This is a genomic window from Janthinobacterium sp. PLB04 (assembly GCF_021165895.1).
GTDB classification, from domain to species: Bacteria; Pseudomonadota; Gammaproteobacteria; order Burkholderiales; family Burkholderiaceae_D; genus Janthinobacterium; species Janthinobacterium lividum.
In genome coordinates this window covers 2,927,014-2,949,031 of sequence record NZ_CP088968.1, presented here as the reverse complement: position 1 = coordinate 2,949,031, position 22,018 = coordinate 2,927,014, and the positions used below count along the sequence as shown (strand labels likewise).

Below are 22,018 nucleotides of genomic sequence, written 5' to 3'. Positions count from 1 at the left end.
GGACGCGCCCGGCGCAAGCAAGGAATAACAATGATTCAATCCTCCCCACGCGAAGCGCCCTTCCGCTGGAAAAAACTCGGCAAGGTATTCACGCCCCAGGCCGTCGAAGGACGGCCCTGGCTGAAGGAATTTGCCCAGGCGCCTGCCACGCTCGTGTTCGACGACTACGTGCGCGTGTACTTCTCATGCCGTCCTGGTCCCGACGCGCAGGGCCAGTACGTCAGCTATTCAGCCTTTGTCGATCTCGAACGCAGCGACCTGTTCAAGATACGCCGGGTCAGCGAGCAGCCGATTCTCGCCCTGGGCGGCCTGGGCGAGTTCGATGAATTCGGCACCTATCCTGTCTCCGTGATCCGCGACGGCAGCCAGGTGCGCGCCTATTACGCGGGCTGGACGCGCTGCGAATCCGTGCCCTTCAACGTGGCTATCGGCGGCGCCGTCAGCGACGACGACGGCGTCACCTTCAGCAAGCTGGGCAAAGGTCCCGTACTGCCCTACACGCCCGACGAGCCATTCGTCCTCAGCGGACCGAAGATCCGCCGTTTCGGCGACCTCTGGTACCTCTGGTATATCGCGGGCAGCAACTGGAAGATGGTCGATGGCCGCGCCGAGCCTGTCTACAAGATCCGCATGGCCACTTCCGACGATGGGCTGCACTGGAACAAGGTCAACCGCGACCTGATCGACAGCCGCGTCGAGGCCGACGAGGCGCAAGCCAGCCCCGACGTGTTTTATGCGAATGGCAAGTACCACATGTTCTTTTGCTATCGCTACAGCGGCAATTACCGCGGCAAGGCATTTGGCTACCGCATCGGCTACGCTTCCAGCAGCAACCTGCTCGACTGGGTGCGCGACGACAGCAAGGCGGGCATCGACGTGGCAGAGGAAGGCTGGGATGCTGAAATGATCAGCTATCCACATGTCTTCGAGCTCGACGGCAGCATCTACATGGCTTACCTGGGCGACCAGGTGGGCCGCCACGGTTTCGGCCTGGCCGTATTGGAAGGAAACCTCGCATGAGCAAGACCCTGCAGTGGAAAAAGCTGGGCCATATCTTCGATCCCGCCGAACACGTCCTGCCAAATGGCTGCCAGCACTTCGCCCAGTCGCCGCAGGCGCTGGTCTTCGACGACTTCGTGCGCATCTATTTCTCGACCCGCGCGGTAGACCCCGTGAACGGCAAGTACCTGAGCCATATCGCCTTCGTCGACATGCAAAAAGACTTGCGCACCGTCATTGGGGTGGCGCAGCAGCCCGTCATCGCCCTGGGCGCCCTGGGCTGCTTCGATGAACACGGCATTTTTCCCATGAGCGTCATGCGCCATGGCGACGCCGTGTATGGCTACACCTGCGGCTGGAACCGGCGCGTTTCCGTGTCCGTGGATACCGCCATCGGACTGGCCATCAGCCATGACGATGGCCTCACGTTCGAACGCATCGGCCCCGGCCCCGTACTGGGCCCGTCCCTGCACGAACCCTGCCTGGTCGGCGATGGCTTCGTCAAGCGCATCGGCGACGTGTTCCACATGTGGTACATCTTCGGCACGGGCTGGCGCCGCTACAGCGCCGACAGCGCGCCCGACCGCACCTACAAGATCGGCCATGCCGTCTCCAGCGACGGCATCAACTGGACCAAGGAAGAGGCACGCCAGATCATCAGCGACCGGCTCGGCGCCGACGAAAGCCAGGCCCTGCCCACAGTGGTGACGATCGACGGGCGCCACCACATGTTCTTCTGCTATCGCCAATCGTCGGATTTCCGCGTCAACAGCGGGCGCGGCTACCGCATCGGCCATGCCTGGTCCGACGACCTGGTCAACTGGACGCGCGACGACGAGCAACCGGCGCTGCACGGCACTGATGGCGCATGGGATAGCGACATGCAATGCTATCCGCACGTGTTCGAATGCGACGGCGCAGTCTACCTGCTCTACAACGGCAACCAGTTCGGCCGCCACGGCTTCGGCCTGGCCGTGCTGGAACAATGATGCCAGTGCTCGACTACCGGCACGGGCAGGCGGGTGAAGACGCGCTGCTGGCGCACTTCCTGGCCTGCGATGCCGGTTTTTTGGCCGCCTTGCGCGCACGCACGGAGTTGGGCGCCTACGTCAGCAAGCTGCATGCCCGGGCACTGCGCTACGAGGCGTGGTCGGGTCCGCGCCTGGCGGGCTTGCTGGCCGCCTACCAACACGACGCGTCGGCAACCGTCCACATCAGCAATGTCAGCGTACTCGGCGACTTTTGGCGCCTGGGCATCGCGGGCCGCCTGCTGGAACTGTGCCTGGAACAGGCGCGCCGTGATGGCATGCGGCACGCTTCCCTGGAAGTGGCCGGCGACAACCATGCCGCACTTGCCCTGTATGGCGCAGCGGGGTTCCTGCCGGCCGGCCCGGCGGAAGGCACGATGCTGCGCATGCAGCTACAACTAATTCACCCATAGCGAGACCGCCATGACCAATACACGTGATTACAATCAAGAAATGATCGACAGCCAGGCCAGGAAATATGCCTACGGCTTCGATTTCGATGTCATGCATCCCTATATGCTGACGTCGTTCCAGCCTTTTTTCCGCCCTGGCAGCCTGCTCGAACTGGGCAGCTTCAAGGGCGACCTGACGCGGCGCCTGGCCAGCCACTTCGACGACATCACCTGCGTCGAGGCGTCCGAAGTGGCCGCCGCGGAGGCACGCGCGAAACTGGGCACGGCGGCGCAAATCATCGTCTCGCGCTTCGAACAGGCCGTCCTGCCGCGCAAATATGACAATATCGTGCTCACGCACGTGCTGGAACATATCGATGATCCCGTTGCGGTGCTCAAGCGCATCAATGACGAATGGCTGGCCGACGGCGGCAGTTTTTTCCTCGTCTGCCCCAACGCGAATGCGCCGTCGCGCCAGATCGCCGTCAAAATGGGCTTGATCAGCCACAATACGGCCGTCACGCCGGCCGAGGCCGAACATGGCCACCGCTGCACCTACACGCTCGATACCCTGGAACGCGATGCGCGCGCCGCTGGCCTGAACGTGGTGCACCGCTCCGGCATCTTCTTCAAGGCCCTGGCCAACTTCCAATGGGATCGCTTGCTGCAGACAGACATCATTTCTCCCGCGTACCTGGATGGCTGTTATCAATTAGGCCAGCAATATCCGGATTTATGCTCGAGTATTTTCCTGCTCTGCACGCGCGGCCCCACGGCGCCGGCACCAGCGGTTTGAGCAGTCAGTCGATATGCGGGGAAAAAATAAAAATATTTCCTCATTGCATTTAATAAGTGCCGCGGCCCGGTCGTCTTGTACTGATAGGAGCAGCTAAAAGTCGCTCCTCACCGCAACCACCCAATTAGGAATGACACCATGCTGAGCCTTCACACCAACGCTGCCTCCCTGTCGGCACAAAATTCGATCACGAACACCCAATCCAAACTGTCGACTTCGATGACGCGCCTGAGCACCGGCTTCCGCATCAACTCGGCCATGGACGATGCTGCCGGCCTGCAGATCGCAACCCGCCTGAAAGCACAAACCAGCGGCATGACCGTTGCGATGAACAACACGCAAAACAGCACCTCGCTGCTGCAAACGGCTGAAGGCGCGTTCGCCGAAGTGACCAACATGCTGGTACGCATGAAAGACTTGGCAACCCAGGCAGCCGATGCCTCGTCGACCGCCAACGACAAGACCGCCATGCAAGCTGAATACAATGCATTGGGCCAGGAACTGTACAACGTCATGACCAACACCACGTTCGGCGGCACCAAGCTGCTGGGCGACGGTTCGGCTGCTACGGCTGGCACGCTGTCGGCATCGATGACGTTCCAGATCGGCGCCAGCTCGACCGAAAAAATGAGCTTCGACGTTTCCGGCAACCTGACCTCGCTGAACGCAGCTCTGACGGGCCTGAGCACCAACTTCGCCGCTGCCGCATCGACCGGCGCCACGGAACTGACCGCCACCGCCAACGCCACCATCGGCAAGCTGGCCGCCGCCATCGACAGCGTCAGCACCGTGCGTTCGGCACTGGGCGCGACGGCTAACCGTCTGGACCACGTCAACACCAACTTGTCGAACATCGCCACCAACACCAAAGCCGCTACCGGCCGCATCATGGACACCGACTTCGCTACCGAAAGCTCGAACATGACGTCGTCGCAAATGCTGCTGCAAGCTGGCACCGCGATGCTGAAACAAAGCAACAGCATGTCCTCGATGGTCATGTCCCTGCTGCAATAATATGGACTTGGCCGCTCGCGGCCAGACTCTCGAAGCCAGACTCCGGTCTGGCTTTTTTTTCGTGCGCAGCTGGCGCAAGCATGCCGCAACACGGGCGAAACAGGGCGGCGGAGCAAGAAATGGCATTTATTTCAAAAAATTTCCTTAAAGCATTTAATTAAGGTGGCGGCACGGTCGTCTTGTACTGATAGGAGCAGCTAAAAGTCGCTCCTCACCGCAACCACCCAATTAGGAATGACACCATGCTGAGCCTTCACACCAACGCTGCCTCCCTGTCGGCACAAAATTCGATCACGAATACCCAATCCAAACTGTCGACTTCGATGACGCGCCTGAGCACCGGCTTCCGCATCAACTCGGCCATGGACGATGCTGCCGGCCTGCAGATCGCAACCCGCCTGAAAGCACAAACCAGCGGCATGACCGTTGCAATGAACAACACGCAAAACAGCACCTCGCTGCTGCAAACGGCTGAAGGCGCGTTCGCCGAAGTGACCAACATGCTGGTACGCATGAAAGACTTGGCCACCCAGGCAGCCGATGCCTCGTCGACCGCCAACGACAAGACCGCCATGCAAGCTGAATACAATGCATTGGGCCAGGAACTGTACAACGTCATGACCAACACCACGTTCGGCGGCACCAAGCTGCTGGGCAACGGCGCAGCCGGCAATGGCACGCTGTCGGCTTCGATGACGTTCCAGATCGGCGCCAGCTCGACCGAAAAAATGAGCTTTGACGTCTCCGCCAATCTGAGCGCGCTGAATACCGCCCTGAGCGGCTTGAGCACGAACTTCTCGTCGGCAGGCACGACGACTTCCACGGAACTGACCGCTTCCGCCAATGCCACCATCGGCCTGCTGGCTACCGCCATCGACAGCGTCAGCACCGTGCGTTCGGCACTGGGCGCGACGGCTAACCGTCTGGACCACGTCAACACCAACTTGTCGAACATCGCCACCAACACCAAAGCCGCTACCGGCCGCATCATGGACACCGACTTCGCTACCGAAAGCTCGAACATGACGTCGTCGCAAATGCTGCTGCAAGCTGGCACCGCGATGCTGAAACAAAGCAACAGCATGTCCTCGATGGTCATGTCCCTGCTGCAATAATAGTGACTTGGCCGCTCGCGGCCAGTCTCTCGAAGCCAGACTCCGGTCTGGCTTTTTTTTCGCCTGCCGTGTCTCGCATTTCCCGCATCTTGAACTAAATTGCCATCACGTTTAACGATGTTGCCGGCATAGTCGCCTATACAAGGTAGAACACCAAACAATCTTCCACTGGAGCCGCCGCGTGCTGAGCATTCATACCAATACTGCCGCACTGTCAGCCCAGCGGGCCATGGGCTGGGCCCAGCAAATGCTGTCGACGTCGATGACGCGCCTCTCCACCGGTTTTCGCATCAACTCGGCCATGGACGATGCGGCAGGCTTGCAGATCGCCACCAGGCTGAGCGCCCAGACCAGCGGCATGGCCGTGGCCATGCGCAACACGCAAAACAGTACTTCCCTGCTGCAGACGGCCGAAGGCGCGTTTGGCGAAGTCACCAGCATGCTGGTGCGCATGAAGGACCTGGCCACCCAGGCGGCGGACGCCTCGTCGAACCAGAAGGACCGCGAGGCCATGCAAGGCGAATACGATGCGCTGGGCGCCGAGCTGTACAACGTGATGACGAACACCCGCTACGGCGGCACTTTATTGCTGGGCAACGGCAGCGCCGGCAAGGGCACCCTGTCGCAAGCCATGACGTTCCAGATCGGCGCCACCGGCAGCGAGACCATGCAGTTCAACGTGGCGGGCGACATGGCCGGCCTGGATGCCGCCCTGCAGGCGATCTCCGTCAATTTCGCGCCAGGCGCCACAGCCGGCAGCGAATTTGCCAGCAACAGCAGCGCCAACGGCATGATCGACATGCTGGCGGCGGCCGTCGACAAGGTCGGCAGCGTGCGCTCGGCGCTGGGCGCCACCGCGAACCGGCTCGGACACGTCTACAACAACCTGTCGAACATGATCACCAATACCAGGGCAGCCATCGGCCGCATCATGGATGTCGACTACGCGGCCGAAAGCGCCAACATGACCTCGGCGCAAATGCTGCTGCAAGCGAGCACGGCCATGCTCAAGCAAAGCCAGAGCATGAGCAAGCTGATTCTTTCTTTACTACAATAGTGACTGGCAGGGCGCGATGGCGGATCGGATGAATATGTATCAGCAGGAAGCAATGGCATGGCGATAGACCGCATCTCATCGGGCAACCCGGTGCCCCTGATTACCCAGCGCTTCGACGTCAGCCCCGCGACGCCGATGGTGCCGGGCGTGGTCCAGCCGCTGGTGCCCATCGGCCCCTACATGGCGCCCGCGCCCGACGCCGGCACCCTGCCCGCCCAGCTGCAACAGAAGGGGCAAGATAGCCTGGCGTCCCTCATCAAGCCCAATGCCGATGGCACGGGCGGCGCCATGCCGCGCGACAGCAGCGCCATGCAGGTCAATCAACTGTTCTTCACGCGCCAGCTGGTCTGGCAACCGCCCGACGCGGCGCAGCTGGCCGCCTCGTGGCGCGTGATGGTCAAGACGTATGGCGAGCAATATGCGGCCCTGCAGGAGCAGGCGCGCGGCCAGCACGTGCCGGGCAACCTGTTCATGGCCGAGCAGCAACCGGCCCTGCTGCGAGAAGGCGCCCGCCCGCCCTTGAGCGTCGACAGCGAAGCATGGCGCTTCGCCGTATATGGCTGGGGCGGCCAGCGCCTGCTGCTGCGCGTGCTGGCCAGCGACGAAGACGAAGATGCAACGCCCAGGCGGCGCGGCAAGGTGGCGCTGCGCGTCGAACTGATCATCATCGGCATCGGCCGGGTCGTGATCCAGATGGAGCCGGCCGGCGACGGCGTGCTGCTGGAACTGGCCGCCGACGAGGAAGCCGCATTGCGCCATTTGCGCCTGGCCCTGCCCGAGATCGCCGACGCCGTGCGGCGCGCGGGCCTGCGCGTGGTGCGCTGCCGCCTGAACCGCCAGCTGCATGCCCAGCGCGTGCACGGCAACTACCCGATGCAGGCGGGTGCCGCCTCGCTGTCGCTGGCACTGTTCCGCGCCATGGCCGAAGTGGCGCTGCTGCTGACGCAACCGGAAGCGGAAGCGGCGGCCGATCCCGATGCGCCCGCTGCCAGCGAAGCCGCGGCGGCGGCCGAAGAGGAAACCATCGCCGTCTCGAAGGAAGTGGCGGCGCCGCTCGGTTACGACTATGGCGACGACGAAGAGACGGCGCAAGGCGGCACCGTACTGCTGCTGGCCGACGGCCAGGAGCACGACCTGCTGCCGCCCATCGACGAACAGGATTGACGCAACAGAATTGATACAGCAAAAAAAAACGGCGCCCGAAGCGCCGTTTTCTATCGTTCCTACAATTACCCCACCGTGCCGATGATGCTCACTTCGCGGTTTTCCGGGATTTCGTTGTACGACAGCACATGCAGGCCAGGCGCGAACAGGCGCGCATAGCGGGCCAGCAGCGGACGGATCTGCGGCAGCACCAGCAGCAGCGGCGGCGTGGCCTGCTGCTTCATCTGTTCGCGCGCCACCGGCATGTTCACTTGCAGCTGCGACAGCAGATGCGGGTCGATCGGATAGTTATCCAGGGTCACCTTGCCCGACTGGCGTGCCTGGTTCAGGGAGCCAAGCAGCATGTTTTCCAGCTCGCCGCCCAGGTTAAACGCCTGCATTTCCATCTTCTGGCCAAACAGCCCGCTGACGATCTGGCGCCGCAGCGCGCAGCGCACTTCGGCCGCCAGCAGGATCGGATCCTTGGTCGTTTCCGAGCTGTCGAGCAAGGTGGTGGCGATGGGCACGATATCCTTCAGCGACACATTTTCCGCCAGCAAGACGCGGAACACGCGCAGCAGCTGCGTGTGCGTCAGCGCCTTGTCCAGCGCGCCAGCCAGTTTCGGCGACAGGGCCGTCAGGCGCTCCATCATGTTCGAGACGTCTTCGTGGCGGAACAGTTCAGGCAGGTATTCGCGCACCATCTTCGACAAGTGCGTGGCGATCACGCTGGGCGCCTCGATGACCTGGTAGCCGAGGCCCAGCGCATGCGCCTTCTCACCCGGTTCGATCCACGTGACGGGCATGCCGTAGGCCGGCTCGATGCCGGGAATGCCGTCCAGCTGGCCATACACATTCGGCGACGGGATCGCCATCAGGCGGTCGGCCTGCACTTCCGCCTGCGCCACCACGGTGCCCGACAGCACGATGGCGTATTGCGACGGTTTCAGGGCCAGGTCGTCGCGCACGCCGATATTCGGCAGCAGCAAGCCCATCGCCTCGGACAGGCTCTGGCGCACGCCCTTGACGCGCTTGTTCAGCGGTTCGCCTTGCGTTTTATCCACCATGCCAACCAGCTTGTAGCCGAGCATCACCATCAAGGGCTGCACGGCAGGCAGTTGCTGCCACTCCAGTTCGGCCGGACGCTCGTCGCGCAAGGCTGCCTCGATGGCGGCCATGCCGGCCGCGTCGGGTCCTTTCACGCGCTTGGTCAGGCGCCAGGCAACAAAAGCCAGCACGCCGGCAAAGGTCATGAACATGAACCATGGCATGCCCGGAATCAATGCCAGCGCCACCATCATGCCGGCCGCGCTGTAGATCACCGTTGGCGACGTCAGCACCTGGCCCGCCACTTGCTGTTCGAAGTCGCCCGAATCGCTGATGCGGGTCACCAGGATGGCGGCCGCGGCCGACAGCAGCAGCGCCGGAATCTGCGCCACCAGGCCATCACCGATGGTCAAGAGTGCGTATTGACGGAAGGCATCGCCAAACGACAGGTCGTGCATCAGCGAGCCGATCGCCACGCCGCCCACCATGTTGATGATCAAAATCAGGATACTGGCGACGGCATCGCCGCGCACGAACTTCGACGCGCCGTCCATGGCGCCATAGAAATCCGCTTCGGCGGCCACGTCCTTGCGGCGGATCTGGGCTTTTTCCTGGTTGATCAGGCCGGCGTTCAGGTCGGCGTCGATGGCCATCTGCTTGCCCGGCAAGGCGTCGAGGGTAAAGCGCGCGGACACTTCGGAGATACGCTCGGCACCCTTGGTGACGACGGCGAAGTTGATGATCATCAAGATCACGAAGACCACGATACCGACGACGAAGTTACCGCCGATCACGACGTTACCAAATGCCTCGATCACCTTACCGGCCGCATCCGCGCCCGTATGGCCGTGCAGCAGCACCACGCGCGTCGACGCCACATTCAAGGTCAGCCTGAGCATGGTGGTGGCCAGGATCACCGTCGGGAAGACGGAGAAATCGAGCGGCCGCTTGGCCGACACGCTGACGAGGATGACGATCAGTGCCAGCACGATATTGAAAGTGAACAAGATATCGAGCAGCACCGGCGGCAGCGGCAAGATGATCATTGCCAGGATCACCAGCAGGAACAGCGGCGTGGCGAACTTGTGGCGGCGCATTTCAGCAACCACTCGGTTCAGGAAATTCATGGCGGTACGACCTCGCTCAGATGAGATGGCACGGCCATCTCGGTGGGTAATACGGGCTGGGCAGCACGCTGCCCGGACCGGAATGCTTTCAATTGCAGGATGTAGTTCAGCACCTGCGACACGGCCTGGTACAGCTGCACGGGAATCTGCTGCTGCACCTGGCTGGTGTTGTAGATGGCGCGCGCCAGCGGCGGCAACTCCAGCGTTTCAATTTGGTGCTCCTTCGCCACTTGCCGGATATACAGCGCCATCTCGTCGACGCCCTTGGCCACGACGAACGGCGCCTCGGCGCGGTCCTGGTCATACTTCAGCGCGACGGCGTAATGCTCGGGATTGACGATCACCACGTCGGCGTCGGGCACGGTCTTGCGCACGCTGCGCCGGCCGATCTGCTGCTGCAACTGGCGGATGCGCTGGCGCACTTCGGGACGGCCTTCGCTGCTCTTATGTTCTTCCTTGACATCCTGCTTGCTCATGCGCTGGTTGCGGGCAAAGAAAAACGCCTGCGCCGGCACGTCGATGATGGCAAACAGCACGAAGACGGAAATGAGCGCCATCAAGCCATCGAGCATCAGCGCGGAGCCATCGAGCATGGCCTGCTGCAAGGGCCGGTGCTGCAAGTCCACGTACTGCGTCAGGCTGGAGCGGCTCACATGCACCAGCACCATGCCCAGCACGACGGCCTTGGCGATGGACAAGCCGAATTCGAAAGCATGCTTGGGCGCAAACAGACGGCCCAGGTTCTTGGCGGGGCTCAGGCGCTCCATCTTCGGCATCCAGTTCTTCGTGCTGATGACCCAGCCGCCAGGAATCAAGGAACCAAGCACAACAAACAGGGGCACGCAAAACAGCGGCACGATCATCTTGATCAGCAAGCCCACCGATGTCGTAAACGCCATCGACATGGCATTTTCCAGCGCACCCTTGCTGTCGAGCGGCATGAAGGCCATGGCGAACAGCTCGCGAAAGCTCAGCAGATAGCCCGGCAGCAGATAAATGAAGACCTTCATGCTGATCAGGATGCCCAGCGCCGTCGACAGGTCGCGCGAACGCACCACCTGCCCTTCCTGGCGCGATTTCTTCAGCTTCTGCGCTGACGCCTTTTCTGTCTTGTCGCCCGTGCTGCTATCCGCCATGGGCCACCCGCATCTGTTCCTGGATCATGTCGAGCACGCGGTTGGTCATGGCGATGTAGTGCTCAGGAATAAAGCGCACGATCTGTATCAGCATCAGCAGACCGAACATGGTGATCATGGAAAACCCCAGCGAAAACAGGTTCAGCGACGGCGCCACCCGGTTCAGGAAGCCAAAGCCCAGTTGCACCACCATGGTGGAAAAGACGATGGGCAAGGCCAGCAGCATGGCGGCGGCGAAGATCCACGCCACGTTATACGCCACCGTCTGCAGCAGCAGCGGCCCATAGCCCTGCCCCACGGGCCAGGCCGTGAAACTGGCGCCGATCACGCCCGTCAGCACCAGGTGGCCGTCGATGGCGAAAAACACGATCATGCACATGATGGTGAGCAAACCCGTGATCACGTCCGACGAAGTGCCGTTAAGCGGATCGTTCATCACGGCCATGGAAAAACCCACCTGGCTCGACACCAGGTAGCCGAGCACCGACATGACGGACATGGCGAAGTGGAAGGCCAGACCGAGGACGAAGCCGATGATGGCCTGCTCCAGGGTGGCGACGAGGGCGTGCAGGGAAAACGGATCGATCTTCAGCAAGTCCTGCGACACGCCCGACGCCTGCATCACGGGCAGCATCAGGATCGCCAGCACCAGCGACAGCAGCACCCGCACGGGGACGGGCACCATGGCGTCGCCGATCACGGGCGAGGCGCTGAGCATGGCCAGGATGCGGCAGAACGGCCACCACACGGCCAGCAGAAACGGCAGCACCTGATTGAAAATCTGATCCATGGCGCGCGGCGCTATCCGACCAGGGTGGCGGCGCGCTGAAAAATGGACACGCAATAATCCATCAGGTAACCGGCCATCCAGCGTCCGGCCAGGATCAGGGCCAGCAAGGTGACCAGCAGGCGCGGCAGGAAACTCATGGTCTGTTCATTGATCGAGGTGGCCGCCTGCACCAGCGCGACCAGCAAGCCCATGAGCAAACCCGGCACGACCAGGATCACCACCAGCAGCATGACGACATGCAACGCTTCGATGATCAGGTCGACGGCGACTTCAGGGGTAAACATGGATCAATAGCCCTGTATGCTGGTAACTAAGGTGTTGACGGTCAGGGTCCAGCCATCGACCAGGACGAACAACAGCAGCTTGAACGGCAGCGAAATGACCAGCGGCGACAGCATCATCATGCCCATCGCCATCAGCACGGACGCCACCACCAGATCGATGATGAGGAACGGGATGAACAGCATGCAGCCGATCTGGAACGCCGTCTTGAGTTCGGACAACACAAACGCGGCCAGCTTGACCGTGAAACTGTGGTCTTGCGGGCGCATGCTCGACGGTTCGCCGGCCAGGTGCGCGATCTGCGCCAGCGCGGCCTTGCTCGTCTGCGCCAGCATGAAGCGCGAAATCGGCACTTCGGCGATCTTCAGGGCTTCCTGCATGCCGATCTGGTCGCGGTCGTACGGCACGAACGCTTCCTTCCACACCTGGTCGCCGATGGGGCGCATGACCAGCAAGGTGAGAATCAGGGCGATGCCGGTGACGATGCGGTTGGGCAAGCCCTGCTGCAGGCCAAGGGCCTGGCGCAGCAGGGACAGCACGATGACGAAACGGGTAAAGCTGGTCATCATCATGACCATCACGGGCAGCAGCCCGAGCAGGGTCATGACGACCAGTATCTGCATCTTGACCGACAGGTCGGTCTTTGCACCCGGCACCACGCCGGACAATAAATCCTGCGCCCCGGCGGCGGCGCAGCACAGCATCAGAACGGGAACAGCCAGCGCGGCAGCCAGCGCGCCGCGGCGCCGGCTCAAACCGGGTACCGCCAGCTTCATGCTGTCATCAGGTCGAGATTGAGGCCGTCGAGGTCGATGACTTTCAGGCCATAGTTCTCGCCGGCCACCACCACTTCGGCGCGGCCGATCGGCGTGCCATTGACCTTGATCACCAGCGGTTCGCCGGCCAGCATGTCGAGTTCGATCACGCTTTCAGGGCCGATGGCCATCAGCTCTTCGAGCGAGATGCGGGCCGAGCCCACTTCCAGGGTCAGGGTCACGGGAATCTTGCGCATCATCTGCGGAATGTCGCGCCGCGCACGGCCGCTGGCCACGTCGGACACATCGCCCTGGTCGATGATCATGTCATCGCCCAGGTCTTCCAGCAGGGTTTCGCTCTGGTTGGTATCGTTCAGATTCATATTATTCGACATCTTCAAATGAGGTTAAACAGAGCTTGCCCTTGTGTTCGGAAACAGCAGCTGTAAATAAACGGGAGTCGTCGAGCATGACGTCGGTACGGCTCAGGCTGACGGGAATCACGTCGCCCACGCGCAGGTCGAACAAGGCGCCCAGCTGCACCTGTTTGCTGACGAGCCGGCCTTCCAGGGTCACTTGCAGGCGCGAAGCGAGCGGGCGCACGCTGCCACGCAAGGCTTTCTTCGCTTGCGCGCGCTCGGGCAGCAGGCCGCGCAGCACGTCGGCCATCAGGCGCTTGTCCAGCGAGAACCAGAACTGGCCGCTCTGCCCCGCCTCGACGTCGCTGAGCGCCACGGTGACGATCCAGCTGCCGCGCGCCGGATGCACGCCAGACTGCACGGCGACCTCGGCACTGGTGTCGATGTCGCTGCTCTTGCCCAGGGTTTGCAGGTTCTTGTGGACGCGGGAAAACAAGCTGTTCACCAACTGTTGTCCCAGCACCACAGCGAGGCGCTCCTCCGTGGCCGTCACGCGCACCTGCGCCGGATCGGGCAGCGCCCCCTTGGCGCCGGCACTACCATAGCGATAGTTCAGCACGCTCAAGAGTATCTGCCGTTCAAGGGCAAAGCCCGTCTGGCTGGCCGCCGTGGAAAAACTCAGCCAGCGGTTCACGCTGTCCTCGTTTTCCACGCGCGACAAGCTCACGCCATCGATCTGGAAGTTGCCCCAGTAGCGACGGCTCATCGGCTGGCGCAGGGCCACGGCCAGGTCGTCGCGCAGCTGGGCGCCGAATACATGCAGCAAATGGACAGGACGTCCAAGCAGACAAGAATCGAGGACTTGATGGCGCACAGTTTGATCTGTCTTAGTGGTTATCATGAGGGTCATGTCGTATTGCGGTGGCAGAACAAATTATACGGATCACCCGAAATTAAATACAGCATCATCTTGACCTTGCAAACCGATCCGCAAGCAAACGATTGCGCATCGTATCGCATGCTAGATGACTACGGTGCTGAACAATACATGAAAATGCTAAATATTGCCATGTATCAATATTCCTTGAGGCAATCCTCTCTTTACTTTATAGTTGCCCCGAGGTAAGCTTATAGCGACAAAATAGTGATTTGCAGTGCGCCATTCCGCTTACCTGATTCCGGTTTTTATGGCAGTTTCCAGTCCTTCTTATTGCCACCAGCAGAAACTTTTATCAGATAAATATTAGTTATCATGGCCATGTAAATCATGTTGGCGTGGGTTTGCTGGGTTTGTTTGAGTCTGCTTGAGCGGATGGTGTGGCAACTGATAAAACTGATGGGTCCTGAAATCGGGCCGGGCAAGATGGCATTGGATGTAATGCCTGCCGGAATGGCAACACCAGTAATTTCTGATTGATACGTCACCGCATATTGAAAGTAGAGGGCAAGATGAGCAACGAACTCGCAGGTCTGATCAAGGCCGATCTGGCAGCACTGAGCAATGACGCGCGCGCCCTGGGCGCCAGCATCGCGCCTGCCGCCCAGTTCGGCGCGCCGGAACAATCCGGCTTCTCCTTTGCGCAAAGCATGAAAGACGCCATCGGCAAGGTCAACGGCGATGACCGCATGGCCGCGCAAAAAATGAGCGACGTCGACAGCGGCAAGAGCGACGACATGGTCGGCGCCATGCTGGCCAGCCAGGAAGCGAGCCTGTCCTTCTCCATGTTGATGCAAGTGCGCAACAAGGTCATGGGCGCCGTCGACGAACTCATCAAACTGCCTCTGTAATCTTCACGTCCTGATCCACGCCCAGCCTCCCAGCGAAAGTTACCCCAAGTGATTACCCCCATGAAGTCCGCATTTGCGCGCTGGCGCCTTGGCGCCCAGCCCGCCATTCCGCCCGCCCTGCTGAAAAACCTGGTTCCCATCGTCGTGCTGGCCATCGGCATCACCGCCATGGTGACCATGTATGCCTGGCGCGACCAGGCCAACTACAAGCCGGTGTTTGGCGCGCGCGAAAAAGTGGCCGTGACGGACATGATGGCCACCCTGGACGCGGAACACATCCCCTACCGCCTGCATCCGGACAGCGGCCAGGTGCTGGTGCCCGACGCCATGCTGGGCAAGGTGCGCATGCTGCTCGCCTCGAAAGGCGTGACGGCGCAGCTGCCGGCCGGCCTGGAGCTGATGGACAAGAACGACCCGCTGGGCGTCTCCCAATTCGTGCAGGACGTGCGCTTCCGCCGCGGCCTGGAAGGCGAACTGGCGCAAAGCATCATGACGATGGACGCGATCGCTTCGGCGCGCGTCCATCTGTCGATTGCCAAATCGACTTCGTTTGTCGCCAGCGACGGCGACAAATCGTCCGCTTCCGTCGTGGTGGCGCTGAAACCGGGCCGCACCCTGGCGCAGGAACAGATCGCCGCCGTCATCAACATGGTGGCCGGCAGTGTCGCCAGCCTGGCGCCCACGCGCGTGAGCCTGGTCGACCAGAGCGGCAACCTGCTGTCCTCGCACATCGACCTGACGGATGGCTTCGATGCCTCGGCCGCCGGCAACGAAGGCGCGAAACGCTTCCAGGATGAAATCCGCCGCAACGTCACGGGCTTGCTGGGCCCGGTCATCGGCGAAGACAACTTCAAGCTCAGCGTGACGGCCGCCGTGAACAACGACCGCGTGGACGAAACGCTGGAAAAATACGGCGAAGCCCCGAAAGTGACGAGCGAAGCGATGCGCGAAGAGCAGGAACGCAACCGCACCGTGGCCGGCATTCCCGGCAGCCTGTCGAACCGTCCGCCAGCGGCCGCCGTGCCGGCACCGGCCGACGCCGCCGGCGCCGCCCCCGCCGATGGCGTGCCGAAGCCATCCGACGATGGCACGGCCCGCAAGAACGCCACCACGCGCCAGTACGCCTACGACCGCAGCATCACGCAGATCAAGCGCAGCCGTGGCCGCCTGGAAAAACTCAGCGTCGCCGTCGTCCTCAACAGCGCCGCCGCACCGAATCCGAAAACCGGCTGGACCCCTGCCGAACTGGGCAATATTGAAAAAATGCTGAGCAGCGGCCTGGGCATCAACACCCAGCGCGGCGACAGCCTGAGCCTGACGGCGCTGGCCTTCCCGGCCAAGCCGCCCGTGGCGCAGTGGTGGGAAGAGCGCGATACCGTCGTCGATTTCAGCAGCTGGCTGCTGTACGCCCTGGGCGCCATCCTCGGCTACTTCCTGATCCTGCGTCCGCTGCTGCGCCTGCTGACCACGCGCCTGGCGCCGCCGCCACTGAAACAGCTCGATCCCGCCCTGGCACTGGGCGGCGCCAGCGCCGCCGGCGCGAATGGCGTGGCCGCCGCCGGCGCGCCTGCCCTGGGTGTGAATGGCAGCCCGCTGGCGCTCGAAGGCGAGGCCGCCGCCGGCAACATGCCGGTCGTGCCGCTGCTGGAAAACTATGACTTGCCGCCACCTGGCTCGGCGGTCGACGTGATGGTCGACCACTTGAAAGTGCTGGCTGAAAAAGAACCCGAGCGTGTCGCCGAAGTCGTCAAACAATGGATGCAGAAAAATGGCCGAACTCAACAACAATAATCCCTCCGACGGCGCAGAATACGAAAGCGTCAGCCTGAACCCCGTGGAACAGGCGGCCATCGTGCTGCTGAGCATCGGCGAAGAACAGGCCGCCAATGTGCTGCGCTGCCTGTCGCGTGAAGAATTGCTGGAAGTCACGCAAGTGATGTCGCGCATGAGCGGCATCAAGGTCGAATCCGTGAAAACGGCCATGCAGACCTTCTTCGACGACTACCGCCAGCAAAGCGGCGTGCACGGCGCCTCGCGCAGCTACCTGAAGCGCTCGCTGGACATGGCGCTGGGCAGCGATATCGCAAATAGCGTGCTGAACAATATTTACGGCGACGCGATCCGCCCCAAGATGGCGCGCCTGCAGTGGGCTTCGCCGAAATGGCTGGCCGAATACATCGTCAACGAGCACGTGCAGATGCAAGCCGTATTCCTGGCCTTCCTGCCGCCCGCGCTGGCCGGCCAGATCCTCGATGCCCTGCCCGTCGAAGGACGCGACCTGGTCTTGCTGAACCTGGCACGCCTGGACGAGATCGACCGCGACCTGCTGGTCGAGCTCGACGAACTGGTGGGCCGCTGCCTGGGCACGCTCGACACGCAAAGCACCAGCGTGGAAGGCATCCGCCAGGCGGCCGAGATTCTCAACCGCATGCCGGGCAACCGCGCCGCGCTGGTCGAACTGCTGCGCGCGCACGACCCGGAAGTGGTGTCGGAAATCGAACTGAGCATGTACGACTTCCTCATCCTGGCCACGCAGAGCGATGTCACGCTCACGCGCATCCTGGAAGACGTGCCGATGGAACAGTGGGCCATCGCCCTCAAGGGCGCGGAACCGTCGATCCGCGACGCCGTGCTGAAAACCATGCCACGCCGCCAGGCGCAGAGCTTCGAAGACATGATGCGCCGTTCCGGCCCCGTGCCGCTGTCGCGCATCGAACAGACGCGCCAGGAAATCATGGCCACCGTCAAGGGCCTCGCCGATGCGGGCGAGATCGAAGTGCAACTGTTTGCCGAAGCGGTGATCGAATGAAACACTTCCGCTCGTATCGTTTCCCGCCCCTGTCGCAATTCATCGCCGCCGGCCAGCGCGCCTCCAACGAGGACACGGATGGCCAGTGGCAGGCATCCGTCTCGGAAGGCTTCGAGCAGGGCCAGCGCGACGGCTACGAAGTGGGCCTGGTGCAAGGCCAGCAGGACGGCTACGACACCGGACGCAACGATGGCATGGCGCAGGGCCGCGAAGAAGGCCGCAATGAAACCCTGGTGGCCCTGGACCGCCTGGCCCGCCCTGTCGACGCCATCCTGCGCGACCTGAAAAAAGTGCGCGCCGATTACCGCGAAGCGCAGCGCAAGGAAGTGGTCGACCTGGTGGCCAAGGTGGCGCGCCAGGTGATCCGCGCGGAACTGGCGCTGCAGCCGGTGCAATTGCTGGCCCTGGTCGACGAGACCCTGGCCTCGATGCCGCCCACGCGCGAGGAAATCGACGTCTTCCTCAATCCGGAAGAATTGAAACGCATCAGCGAACTCGATCCGAAGCGCGCCAAGCGCTGGAACCTGATCGCCGACGCGCGCCTCGACGCGGGCGAATGCCGCATCAAGGCGGGCGACAATGAAGTCGACGCGGGCTGCCATCAGCGCCTGTCGGCCTGCATGGAACAGGTCAGCAGCCACCTGGCGCTGGCCGCCGAACACGCGGACCAGGGCGCGCCTGCATGATCGCCGACACGCTGCGCAGCTTCGAGATCGGCGATATTCCGGTCGCGACACCGACCGGCCGCCTGGTCGGCGCGTCCGGCCTGCTGCTGGAAAGCGCCGGCTGCCGCCTGCACACGGGCCAGCGTTGTCAAATTGAAACTGTGAGCGGCGAGTGGCTCGATGCGCAAGTCGTCGGTTTTCGCGAAAAACTGTCTTACCTGATGCCGTTCAAGAAGGCGACAGGACTGACCACGGGCGCCAGAGTTCTCCCGTTGCCCGACAAGGCCAGCCTGCAGATCGGCCCCTCGTGGCTGGGCCGCATGGTAAATGGCTTAGGCGAGCCGATCGATGACCTGGGCCGCCTCGGTGGCGAACACATCCTGGAAGTCACGCCACCGAAGATCAATCCCCTGAAGAAACAACCGGTGGTCGAACCGCTGGACGTCGGTGTGCGGGCGATCAACAGCATGCTGACCCTGGGCAAGGGGCAGCGCGTGGGCCTGATGGCCGGTTCCGGCGTGGGCAAGAGCGTGCTGCTGGGCCTGATCACGCGCCAGACGGTGGCCGATGTCGTCGTCGTCGGCCTGATCGGCGAACGGGGCCGCGAAGTGCGCGAATTCGTGGAAAAGTCGCTCGGCGCCGAAGGCTTGAAAAAGGCCGTGCTGGTGATCGCACCGGCCGATGAGTCACCCCTGATGCGCATCATGGCCACCGAGCTGTGCCATTCGATCGCCGCCCATTACCGCGACCAGGGCAAGCAAGTGCTACTGCTGGTCGATTCGCTGACGCGCTATGCCATGGCCTTGCGCGAAGTGGCGCTGGCCTTGGGCGAGCCGCCGGCCACGCGCGGCTACCCGCCGTCCGTCTTCTCGAACTTGCCGCAACTGGTGGAAAGCGCCGGCAATGGCGCCCACCCGGAAGGCAGCATGAGCGCCATCTACACGGTGCTGGCCGAAGGCGACGACCAGCAGGATCCCGTGGTCGACACGGCGCGCGCGATTCTCGACGGCCACATCGTGCTCACGCGCGAACTGGCCGAGCGGGGCCACTACCCCGCCATCGACATCGCCGCCTCGATCAGCCGCTGCATGGCGCAGGTGATCACGCCCAGCCACATGCAGGCGTCGCGCGCGCTGAAAGCGTCGATGGCGCGCCATGCGCGCGTGCGCGACCTGATCCCGCTGGGCGCCTACGTGCCCGGCGCCGACCCGATCACCGACCGCGCCGTCCAGCTGCACGCGCCCATCGAAGCCTTCCTGTGCCAGGGCACCAAGGAAGAGGCGCCGATGGGACCGTGCATCGAACAACTTGAACAGATCATGGCCTAGGAGCATACGTGAGCGACGCGCATACCATCCGCAACCTGACCACCCTGGTCGGCCTGCGCAGCACCGAAGTGGAACGCCTGCAAGGCGAAATGGCGGCGCAGACGGCCGTGCGCGAGCGCTACCAGAAAAACCTGGAGCGCCTGACGGGCCTGTACACGGATAGCGGCCCCAGCGGCGCCCTGCCCCTGGCCCTGTCCGTCAACTGCGGCAACTTCAAGCAAGCCGTGATGCAGATGGCCGACCAGCACCGTACCGATCTGCACCTACACGAAGCCAACATGGCCGTTTCGCAACGCGCGCTGAATACGGCCTGGGCCAAGCGCGAAGTGCTGGACCAGGTGCTGACGCAAAAGCAAAAGCATGTTGCAAATGAGCAACACCGAGTTGATGCCAAGCGGCAAGACGAGCTGGCGACGCAATTCTGGTTCCGCGGGCAGGTAAAATGAGGTTTGTGTAAGTTTCTTTCAGGAAAACTTCACGAAACGGGAATGGGGGTCGCCTTGTACCGGTATATCCCTTTATTCAGGAGTCTGGCATGGCAAACGTAATTACCGCACCACGATACGATCCGATCGTCACAGCAGAACAATTGGCTACCAAATCGGTGGCGGCGCAAAAGGCAGCCCTGGCGAATCAGACCACGCTGGCCAACAACACCAGCAGCGCGCTGGGCAACCTGAAATCGGCCATCTCGGCATTCCAGCTGGCGATGACGACCATGACGTCCAGCAAATCGGTGCTGAGCCAGTCCGCCACCTTCAGCAATACCGCGTATGGCACGGGCACGGCCGGCATCAAGGCGGCGCCTGGCAGCTACGCGTTCTTTGTCGAACAACTGGCCACGGCCAGCCAGACTTCGTATGGCGGCTTGAGCAGCACCACGCCTGCCAACGGCGGCAACATGACCATCCGCCTCGGCGATCCTCTGGCTGCCGTCACCGCCGACAACGCCTTCGACATCGACCTGGCCGCCGCCAACAAGGATGGCGACGCCTACCTGACGCCGCAGGAAATCGCCGCCGCCATCAATGGCAACAGCAAGAATAATGCGCGTGTCACCGCTTCCGTCATCAATATCGGCAACCAGGCGCAACTGGTGCTGACGTCGAATCTCACCGGCGTCGCCAATGCGGTCTCGATCGATACCAACAGCGTGACGGATGCGGGCCTGAAGTCAGCGCTGCAGAGCGACATAAAAGCCATCGCGGCGCCGAAGGACGCCATCGTCTGGCTGGGCGCGCAGGGTTCCGGCACCAAGATCACCCAGGCATCGAATACCTTCACCAACGTGCCTGACGTCAAAATGACGTTCACCAAGGCCATGACGGCAGGCGAGAGCCCCGTGACCGTGACCGTCGGCACCGACAGTGCCGGTACCATTGCCAATGTGCAAGCTTTCGTCGATGCCTACAACAAGCTGAAAAGCGTGATGGATGGCCTGGCCAGCCCAGGCAATCCGGAAAAAAATATCGCTGCAGGCATCTTTGCCCACGACTCCGGCCTGAACGCCCTGCGCACCAGCATGGGCGATGCCCTGCGCCTGAACGTCGATGGCGTATCGCTGGTAGCGTATGGCATTACGGCCCAGCGCGACGGCACGATCAGCCTGAATACGGCCAAGCTGACGGCCAAGCTGGCGGACAATCCTGGCGGCCTGGACAAACTGTTCGGCAATAACAGCCTGTCGGCCCCAGCCGGCGTGCTCGGCGGCCTGGACAAGGTGCTGGGACAGTGGAGCAATGTCACCAAAGGCCAGATCACCCAGCGCATGGCAGCGACGGACAAGTTGCAGAAAAGCCTGGCCAAGAGCGCCGAGCGCCTGACCAACCAGTACAACACTGCTTACACCCGTTTCCTGGACCAATATTCGCGCCTGCAGGTATTGCAGGAGCAAATGACCCGGAATTCGGACATGTTCGATGCCATGTTTAGCAACGATAAATCCTAAGGCGGACGTGCCTGCCGCGCCGCCACAGTTAACATAGCGAGAAGAGAATAATGTTGAACAATGAAGCTTACGGCAGCTACCATGCCGTCAACCTGGATTCCCAGACCGCCCGCGCCACACCGGTCGAACTGGTACTGGTGCTGACGGACGGCCTGCTGGAAGAACTGGCGCGCGCGCGCGGGCACATCGTGGGCAAGCGCTACGAGCAAAAGGCGATCAGCCTGGATAAATGCACGCAGATCATCAACGGTCTGTCGAGCTCGCTCGATTTCGACAATGGCGGCGAAGTGGTGGTCAACCTGGCGCGCCTGTACGACTATTGCGTGGCGCGCCTGTACACGGCCGGCATCAAGCTCGACCCGACGCTGATCGATGAAGTGACTACCTTGATGACCACCATTAAGCGTGGCTGGGTGGGCGTCCAGGCGAATAATGCCTAG

General features: G+C 62.3%; 24 protein-coding genes. 16 read left to right on the top strand and 8 right to left on the bottom strand.

Annotated features, from left to right (window positions below):
• Nucleotides 1–30: 30 nt before the first annotated feature.
• The 8 genes from LSO07_RS13165 (at nucleotide 31) to LSO07_RS13130 (ending at nucleotide 7,565) form a co-directional block, all read left to right on the top strand.
• Nucleotides 31–1,020 (top strand): glycoside hydrolase family 32 protein, encoded by a 990-nt coding sequence (locus LSO07_RS13165; RefSeq protein ID WP_151094655.1) that lies wholly within the window; start codon nucleotides 31–33, stop codon nucleotides 1,018–1,020.
• On the top strand, nucleotides 1,017–1,988 hold the full coding sequence (locus tag LSO07_RS13160) for a hypothetical protein (RefSeq protein WP_092610863.1): 972 nt from the start codon (nucleotides 1,017–1,019) through the stop codon (nucleotides 1,986–1,988). Before LSO07_RS13165 ends, LSO07_RS13160 begins: the two co-directional genes overlap by 4 nt.
• Nucleotides 1,985–2,440, top strand: coding sequence for a GNAT family N-acetyltransferase (locus LSO07_RS13155; protein WP_191909664.1), 456 nt, complete (start codon nucleotides 1,985–1,987; stop codon nucleotides 2,438–2,440). Before LSO07_RS13160 ends, LSO07_RS13155 begins: the two co-directional genes overlap by 4 nt.
• 10 nt (nucleotides 2,441–2,450) lie before the next feature.
• Complete coding sequence (locus LSO07_RS13150) at nucleotides 2,451–3,215, top strand: class I SAM-dependent methyltransferase (RefSeq protein ID WP_034784226.1); 765 nt, start codon at nucleotides 2,451–2,453, stop codon at nucleotides 3,213–3,215.
• A 138-nt stretch (nucleotides 3,216–3,353) separates the two neighbouring features.
• Nucleotides 3,354–4,229: a flagellin N-terminal helical domain-containing protein gene (locus LSO07_RS13145; RefSeq protein ID WP_070253616.1), complete on the top strand. Its 876-nt coding sequence runs from the start codon at nucleotides 3,354–3,356 to the stop codon at nucleotides 4,227–4,229.
• Between the two features lie 242 nt (nucleotides 4,230–4,471).
• Complete coding sequence (locus LSO07_RS13140; RefSeq protein ID WP_070253617.1) at nucleotides 4,472–5,344, top strand: flagellin N-terminal helical domain-containing protein; 873 nt, start codon at nucleotides 4,472–4,474, stop codon at nucleotides 5,342–5,344.
• 181 nt (nucleotides 5,345–5,525) lie between these two features.
• Nucleotides 5,526–6,401 carry a flagellin N-terminal helical domain-containing protein gene (locus tag LSO07_RS13135; protein WP_034787895.1) on the top strand — a complete coding sequence of 292 codons (876 nt, stop codon included), beginning with the start codon at nucleotides 5,526–5,528 and terminating at the stop codon, nucleotides 6,399–6,401.
• A gap of 57 nt (nucleotides 6,402–6,458) precedes the next feature.
• Nucleotides 6,459–7,565: a hypothetical protein gene (locus tag LSO07_RS13130; protein ID WP_191909663.1), complete on the top strand. Its 1,107-nt coding sequence runs from the start codon at nucleotides 6,459–6,461 to the stop codon at nucleotides 7,563–7,565.
• A 65-nt stretch (nucleotides 7,566–7,630) separates the two neighbouring features.
• Here the strand turns inward: LSO07_RS13130 and LSO07_RS13125 are convergent, their stop codons facing one another.
• The 8 genes from LSO07_RS13125 to LSO07_RS13090 form a co-directional block, all read right to left on the bottom strand.
• Nucleotides 7,631–9,718 carry a flagellar biosynthesis protein FlhA gene (locus LSO07_RS13125; RefSeq protein WP_070253620.1) on the bottom strand — a complete coding sequence of 696 codons (2,088 nt, stop codon included), beginning with the start codon at nucleotides 9,716–9,718 and terminating at the stop codon, nucleotides 7,631–7,633.
• The gene (locus tag LSO07_RS13120) at nucleotides 9,715–10,854 is read right to left on the bottom strand and encodes an EscU/YscU/HrcU family type III secretion system export apparatus switch protein (protein ID WP_151094653.1); all 1,140 of its coding nucleotides are present in this window, start codon (nucleotides 10,852–10,854) and stop codon (nucleotides 9,715–9,717) included. Before LSO07_RS13120 ends, LSO07_RS13125 begins: the two co-directional genes overlap by 4 nt.
• Nucleotides 10,844–11,644, bottom strand: coding sequence for a flagellar biosynthetic protein FliR (locus tag LSO07_RS13115; RefSeq protein WP_070253621.1), 801 nt, complete (start codon nucleotides 11,642–11,644; stop codon nucleotides 10,844–10,846). Before LSO07_RS13115 ends, LSO07_RS13120 begins: the two co-directional genes overlap by 11 nt.
• A gap of 11 nt (nucleotides 11,645–11,655) precedes the next feature.
• On the bottom strand, nucleotides 11,656–11,928 hold the full coding sequence (locus tag LSO07_RS13110) for a flagellar biosynthetic protein FliQ (RefSeq protein ID WP_034757874.1): 273 nt from the start codon (nucleotides 11,926–11,928) through the stop codon (nucleotides 11,656–11,658).
• Between the two features lie 3 nt (nucleotides 11,929–11,931).
• Nucleotides 11,932–12,702, bottom strand: a complete 771-nt coding sequence (fliP, locus tag LSO07_RS13105; RefSeq protein ID WP_034787879.1) for a flagellar type III secretion system pore protein FliP — start codon at nucleotides 12,700–12,702, stop codon at nucleotides 11,932–11,934.
• Nucleotides 12,699–13,064, bottom strand: coding sequence for a FliM/FliN family flagellar motor switch protein (locus tag LSO07_RS13100; RefSeq protein WP_070253622.1), 366 nt, complete (start codon nucleotides 13,062–13,064; stop codon nucleotides 12,699–12,701). Before LSO07_RS13100 ends, fliP begins: the two co-directional genes overlap by 4 nt.
• A gap of 1 nt (nucleotide 13,065) precedes the next feature.
• Nucleotides 13,066–13,866 (bottom strand): FliM/FliN family flagellar motor switch protein, encoded by an 801-nt coding sequence (locus LSO07_RS13095; RefSeq protein WP_034787875.1) that lies wholly within the window; start codon nucleotides 13,864–13,866, stop codon nucleotides 13,066–13,068.
• 359 nt (nucleotides 13,867–14,225) lie between these two features.
• Complete coding sequence (locus LSO07_RS13090) at nucleotides 14,226–14,465, bottom strand: hypothetical protein (protein ID WP_139144441.1); 240 nt, start codon at nucleotides 14,463–14,465, stop codon at nucleotides 14,226–14,228.
• Nucleotides 14,466–14,489: 24 nt separating this feature from the next.
• Here LSO07_RS13090 and LSO07_RS13085 point away from each other — a divergent pair, with 24 nt between their 5' ends.
• From LSO07_RS13085 to fliS, 8 genes are all read left to right on the top strand, one after another.
• The gene (locus tag LSO07_RS13085; protein WP_034787870.1) at nucleotides 14,490–14,828 is read left to right on the top strand and encodes a flagellar hook-basal body complex protein FliE; all 339 of its coding nucleotides are present in this window, start codon (nucleotides 14,490–14,492) and stop codon (nucleotides 14,826–14,828) included.
• Nucleotides 14,829–14,888: 60 nt separating this feature from the next.
• The gene (gene fliF, locus LSO07_RS13080; RefSeq protein ID WP_151094651.1) at nucleotides 14,889–16,619 is read left to right on the top strand and encodes a flagellar basal-body MS-ring/collar protein FliF; all 1,731 of its coding nucleotides are present in this window, start codon (nucleotides 14,889–14,891) and stop codon (nucleotides 16,617–16,619) included.
• Nucleotides 16,597–17,637, top strand: a complete 1,041-nt coding sequence (locus LSO07_RS13075) for a flagellar motor switch protein FliG (RefSeq protein WP_034787864.1) — start codon at nucleotides 16,597–16,599, stop codon at nucleotides 17,635–17,637. Before fliF ends, LSO07_RS13075 begins: the two co-directional genes overlap by 23 nt.
• Nucleotides 17,634–18,323 carry a flagellar assembly protein FliH gene (gene fliH, locus LSO07_RS13070; RefSeq protein ID WP_034787861.1) on the top strand — a complete coding sequence of 230 codons (690 nt, stop codon included), beginning with the start codon at nucleotides 17,634–17,636 and terminating at the stop codon, nucleotides 18,321–18,323. Before LSO07_RS13075 ends, fliH begins: the two co-directional genes overlap by 4 nt.
• On the top strand, nucleotides 18,320–19,630 hold the full coding sequence (gene fliI / locus LSO07_RS13065; protein ID WP_151094649.1) for a flagellar protein export ATPase FliI: 1,311 nt from the start codon (nucleotides 18,320–18,322) through the stop codon (nucleotides 19,628–19,630). Before fliH ends, fliI begins: the two co-directional genes overlap by 4 nt.
• A gap of 8 nt (nucleotides 19,631–19,638) precedes the next feature.
• Nucleotides 19,639–20,076 (top strand): flagellar export protein FliJ, encoded by a 438-nt coding sequence (locus tag LSO07_RS13060; protein ID WP_046684908.1) that lies wholly within the window; start codon nucleotides 19,639–19,641, stop codon nucleotides 20,074–20,076.
• 89 nt (nucleotides 20,077–20,165) lie between these two features.
• Nucleotides 20,166–21,578 (top strand): flagellar filament capping protein FliD, encoded by a 1,413-nt coding sequence (gene fliD / locus LSO07_RS13055; protein WP_034787851.1) that lies wholly within the window; start codon nucleotides 20,166–20,168, stop codon nucleotides 21,576–21,578.
• Nucleotides 21,579–21,628: 50 nt separating this feature from the next.
• Nucleotides 21,629–22,018: a flagellar export chaperone FliS gene (gene fliS, locus LSO07_RS13050; protein ID WP_034757830.1), complete on the top strand. Its 390-nt coding sequence runs from the start codon at nucleotides 21,629–21,631 to the stop codon at nucleotides 22,016–22,018.

Excerpts from the sequence above, each read along its gene's own strand:
- LSO07_RS13165 (WP_151094655.1), top strand. The coding sequence starts at position 31 with ATGATTCAATCCTCCCCACGCGAAGCGCCCTTCCGCTGGAAAAAACTC.
- LSO07_RS13160 (WP_092610863.1), top strand. The coding sequence starts at position 1,017 with ATGAGCAAGACCCTGCAGTGGAAAAAGCTGGGCCATATCTTCGATCCC.
- LSO07_RS13155 (WP_191909664.1), top strand. The coding sequence starts at position 1,985 with ATGATGCCAGTGCTCGACTACCGGCACGGGCAGGCGGGTGAAGACGCG.
- LSO07_RS13150 (WP_034784226.1), top strand. The coding sequence starts at position 2,451 with ATGACCAATACACGTGATTACAATCAAGAAATGATCGACAGCCAGGCC.
- LSO07_RS13145 (WP_070253616.1), top strand. The coding sequence starts at position 3,354 with ATGCTGAGCCTTCACACCAACGCTGCCTCCCTGTCGGCACAAAATTCG.
- LSO07_RS13140 (WP_070253617.1), top strand. The coding sequence starts at position 4,472 with ATGCTGAGCCTTCACACCAACGCTGCCTCCCTGTCGGCACAAAATTCG.
- LSO07_RS13130 (WP_191909663.1), top strand. The coding sequence starts at position 6,459 with ATGGCGATAGACCGCATCTCATCGGGCAACCCGGTGCCCCTGATTACC.
- LSO07_RS13125 (WP_070253620.1), bottom strand. The coding sequence starts at position 9,718 with ATGAATTTCCTGAACCGAGTGGTTGCTGAAATGCGCCGCCACAAGTTC.
- LSO07_RS13120 (WP_151094653.1), bottom strand. The coding sequence starts at position 10,854 with ATGGCGGATAGCAGCACGGGCGACAAGACAGAAAAGGCGTCAGCGCAG.
- LSO07_RS13115 (WP_070253621.1), bottom strand. The coding sequence starts at position 11,644 with ATGGATCAGATTTTCAATCAGGTGCTGCCGTTTCTGCTGGCCGTGTGG.
- LSO07_RS13110 (WP_034757874.1), bottom strand. The coding sequence starts at position 11,928 with ATGTTTACCCCTGAAGTCGCCGTCGACCTGATCATCGAAGCGTTGCAT.
- fliP (WP_034787879.1), bottom strand. The coding sequence starts at position 12,702 with ATGAAGCTGGCGGTACCCGGTTTGAGCCGGCGCCGCGGCGCGCTGGCT.
- LSO07_RS13100 (WP_070253622.1), bottom strand. The coding sequence starts at position 13,064 with ATGAATCTGAACGATACCAACCAGAGCGAAACCCTGCTGGAAGACCTG.
- LSO07_RS13085 (WP_034787870.1), top strand. The coding sequence starts at position 14,490 with ATGAGCAACGAACTCGCAGGTCTGATCAAGGCCGATCTGGCAGCACTG.
- fliF (WP_151094651.1), top strand. The coding sequence starts at position 14,889 with ATGAAGTCCGCATTTGCGCGCTGGCGCCTTGGCGCCCAGCCCGCCATT.
- LSO07_RS13075 (WP_034787864.1), top strand. The coding sequence starts at position 16,597 with ATGGCCGAACTCAACAACAATAATCCCTCCGACGGCGCAGAATACGAA.
- fliH (WP_034787861.1), top strand. The coding sequence starts at position 17,634 with ATGAAACACTTCCGCTCGTATCGTTTCCCGCCCCTGTCGCAATTCATC.
- fliI (WP_151094649.1), top strand. The coding sequence starts at position 18,320 with ATGATCGCCGACACGCTGCGCAGCTTCGAGATCGGCGATATTCCGGTC.
- fliD (WP_034787851.1), top strand. The coding sequence starts at position 20,166 with ATGGCAAACGTAATTACCGCACCACGATACGATCCGATCGTCACAGCA.
- fliS (WP_034757830.1), top strand. The coding sequence starts at position 21,629 with ATGTTGAACAATGAAGCTTACGGCAGCTACCATGCCGTCAACCTGGAT.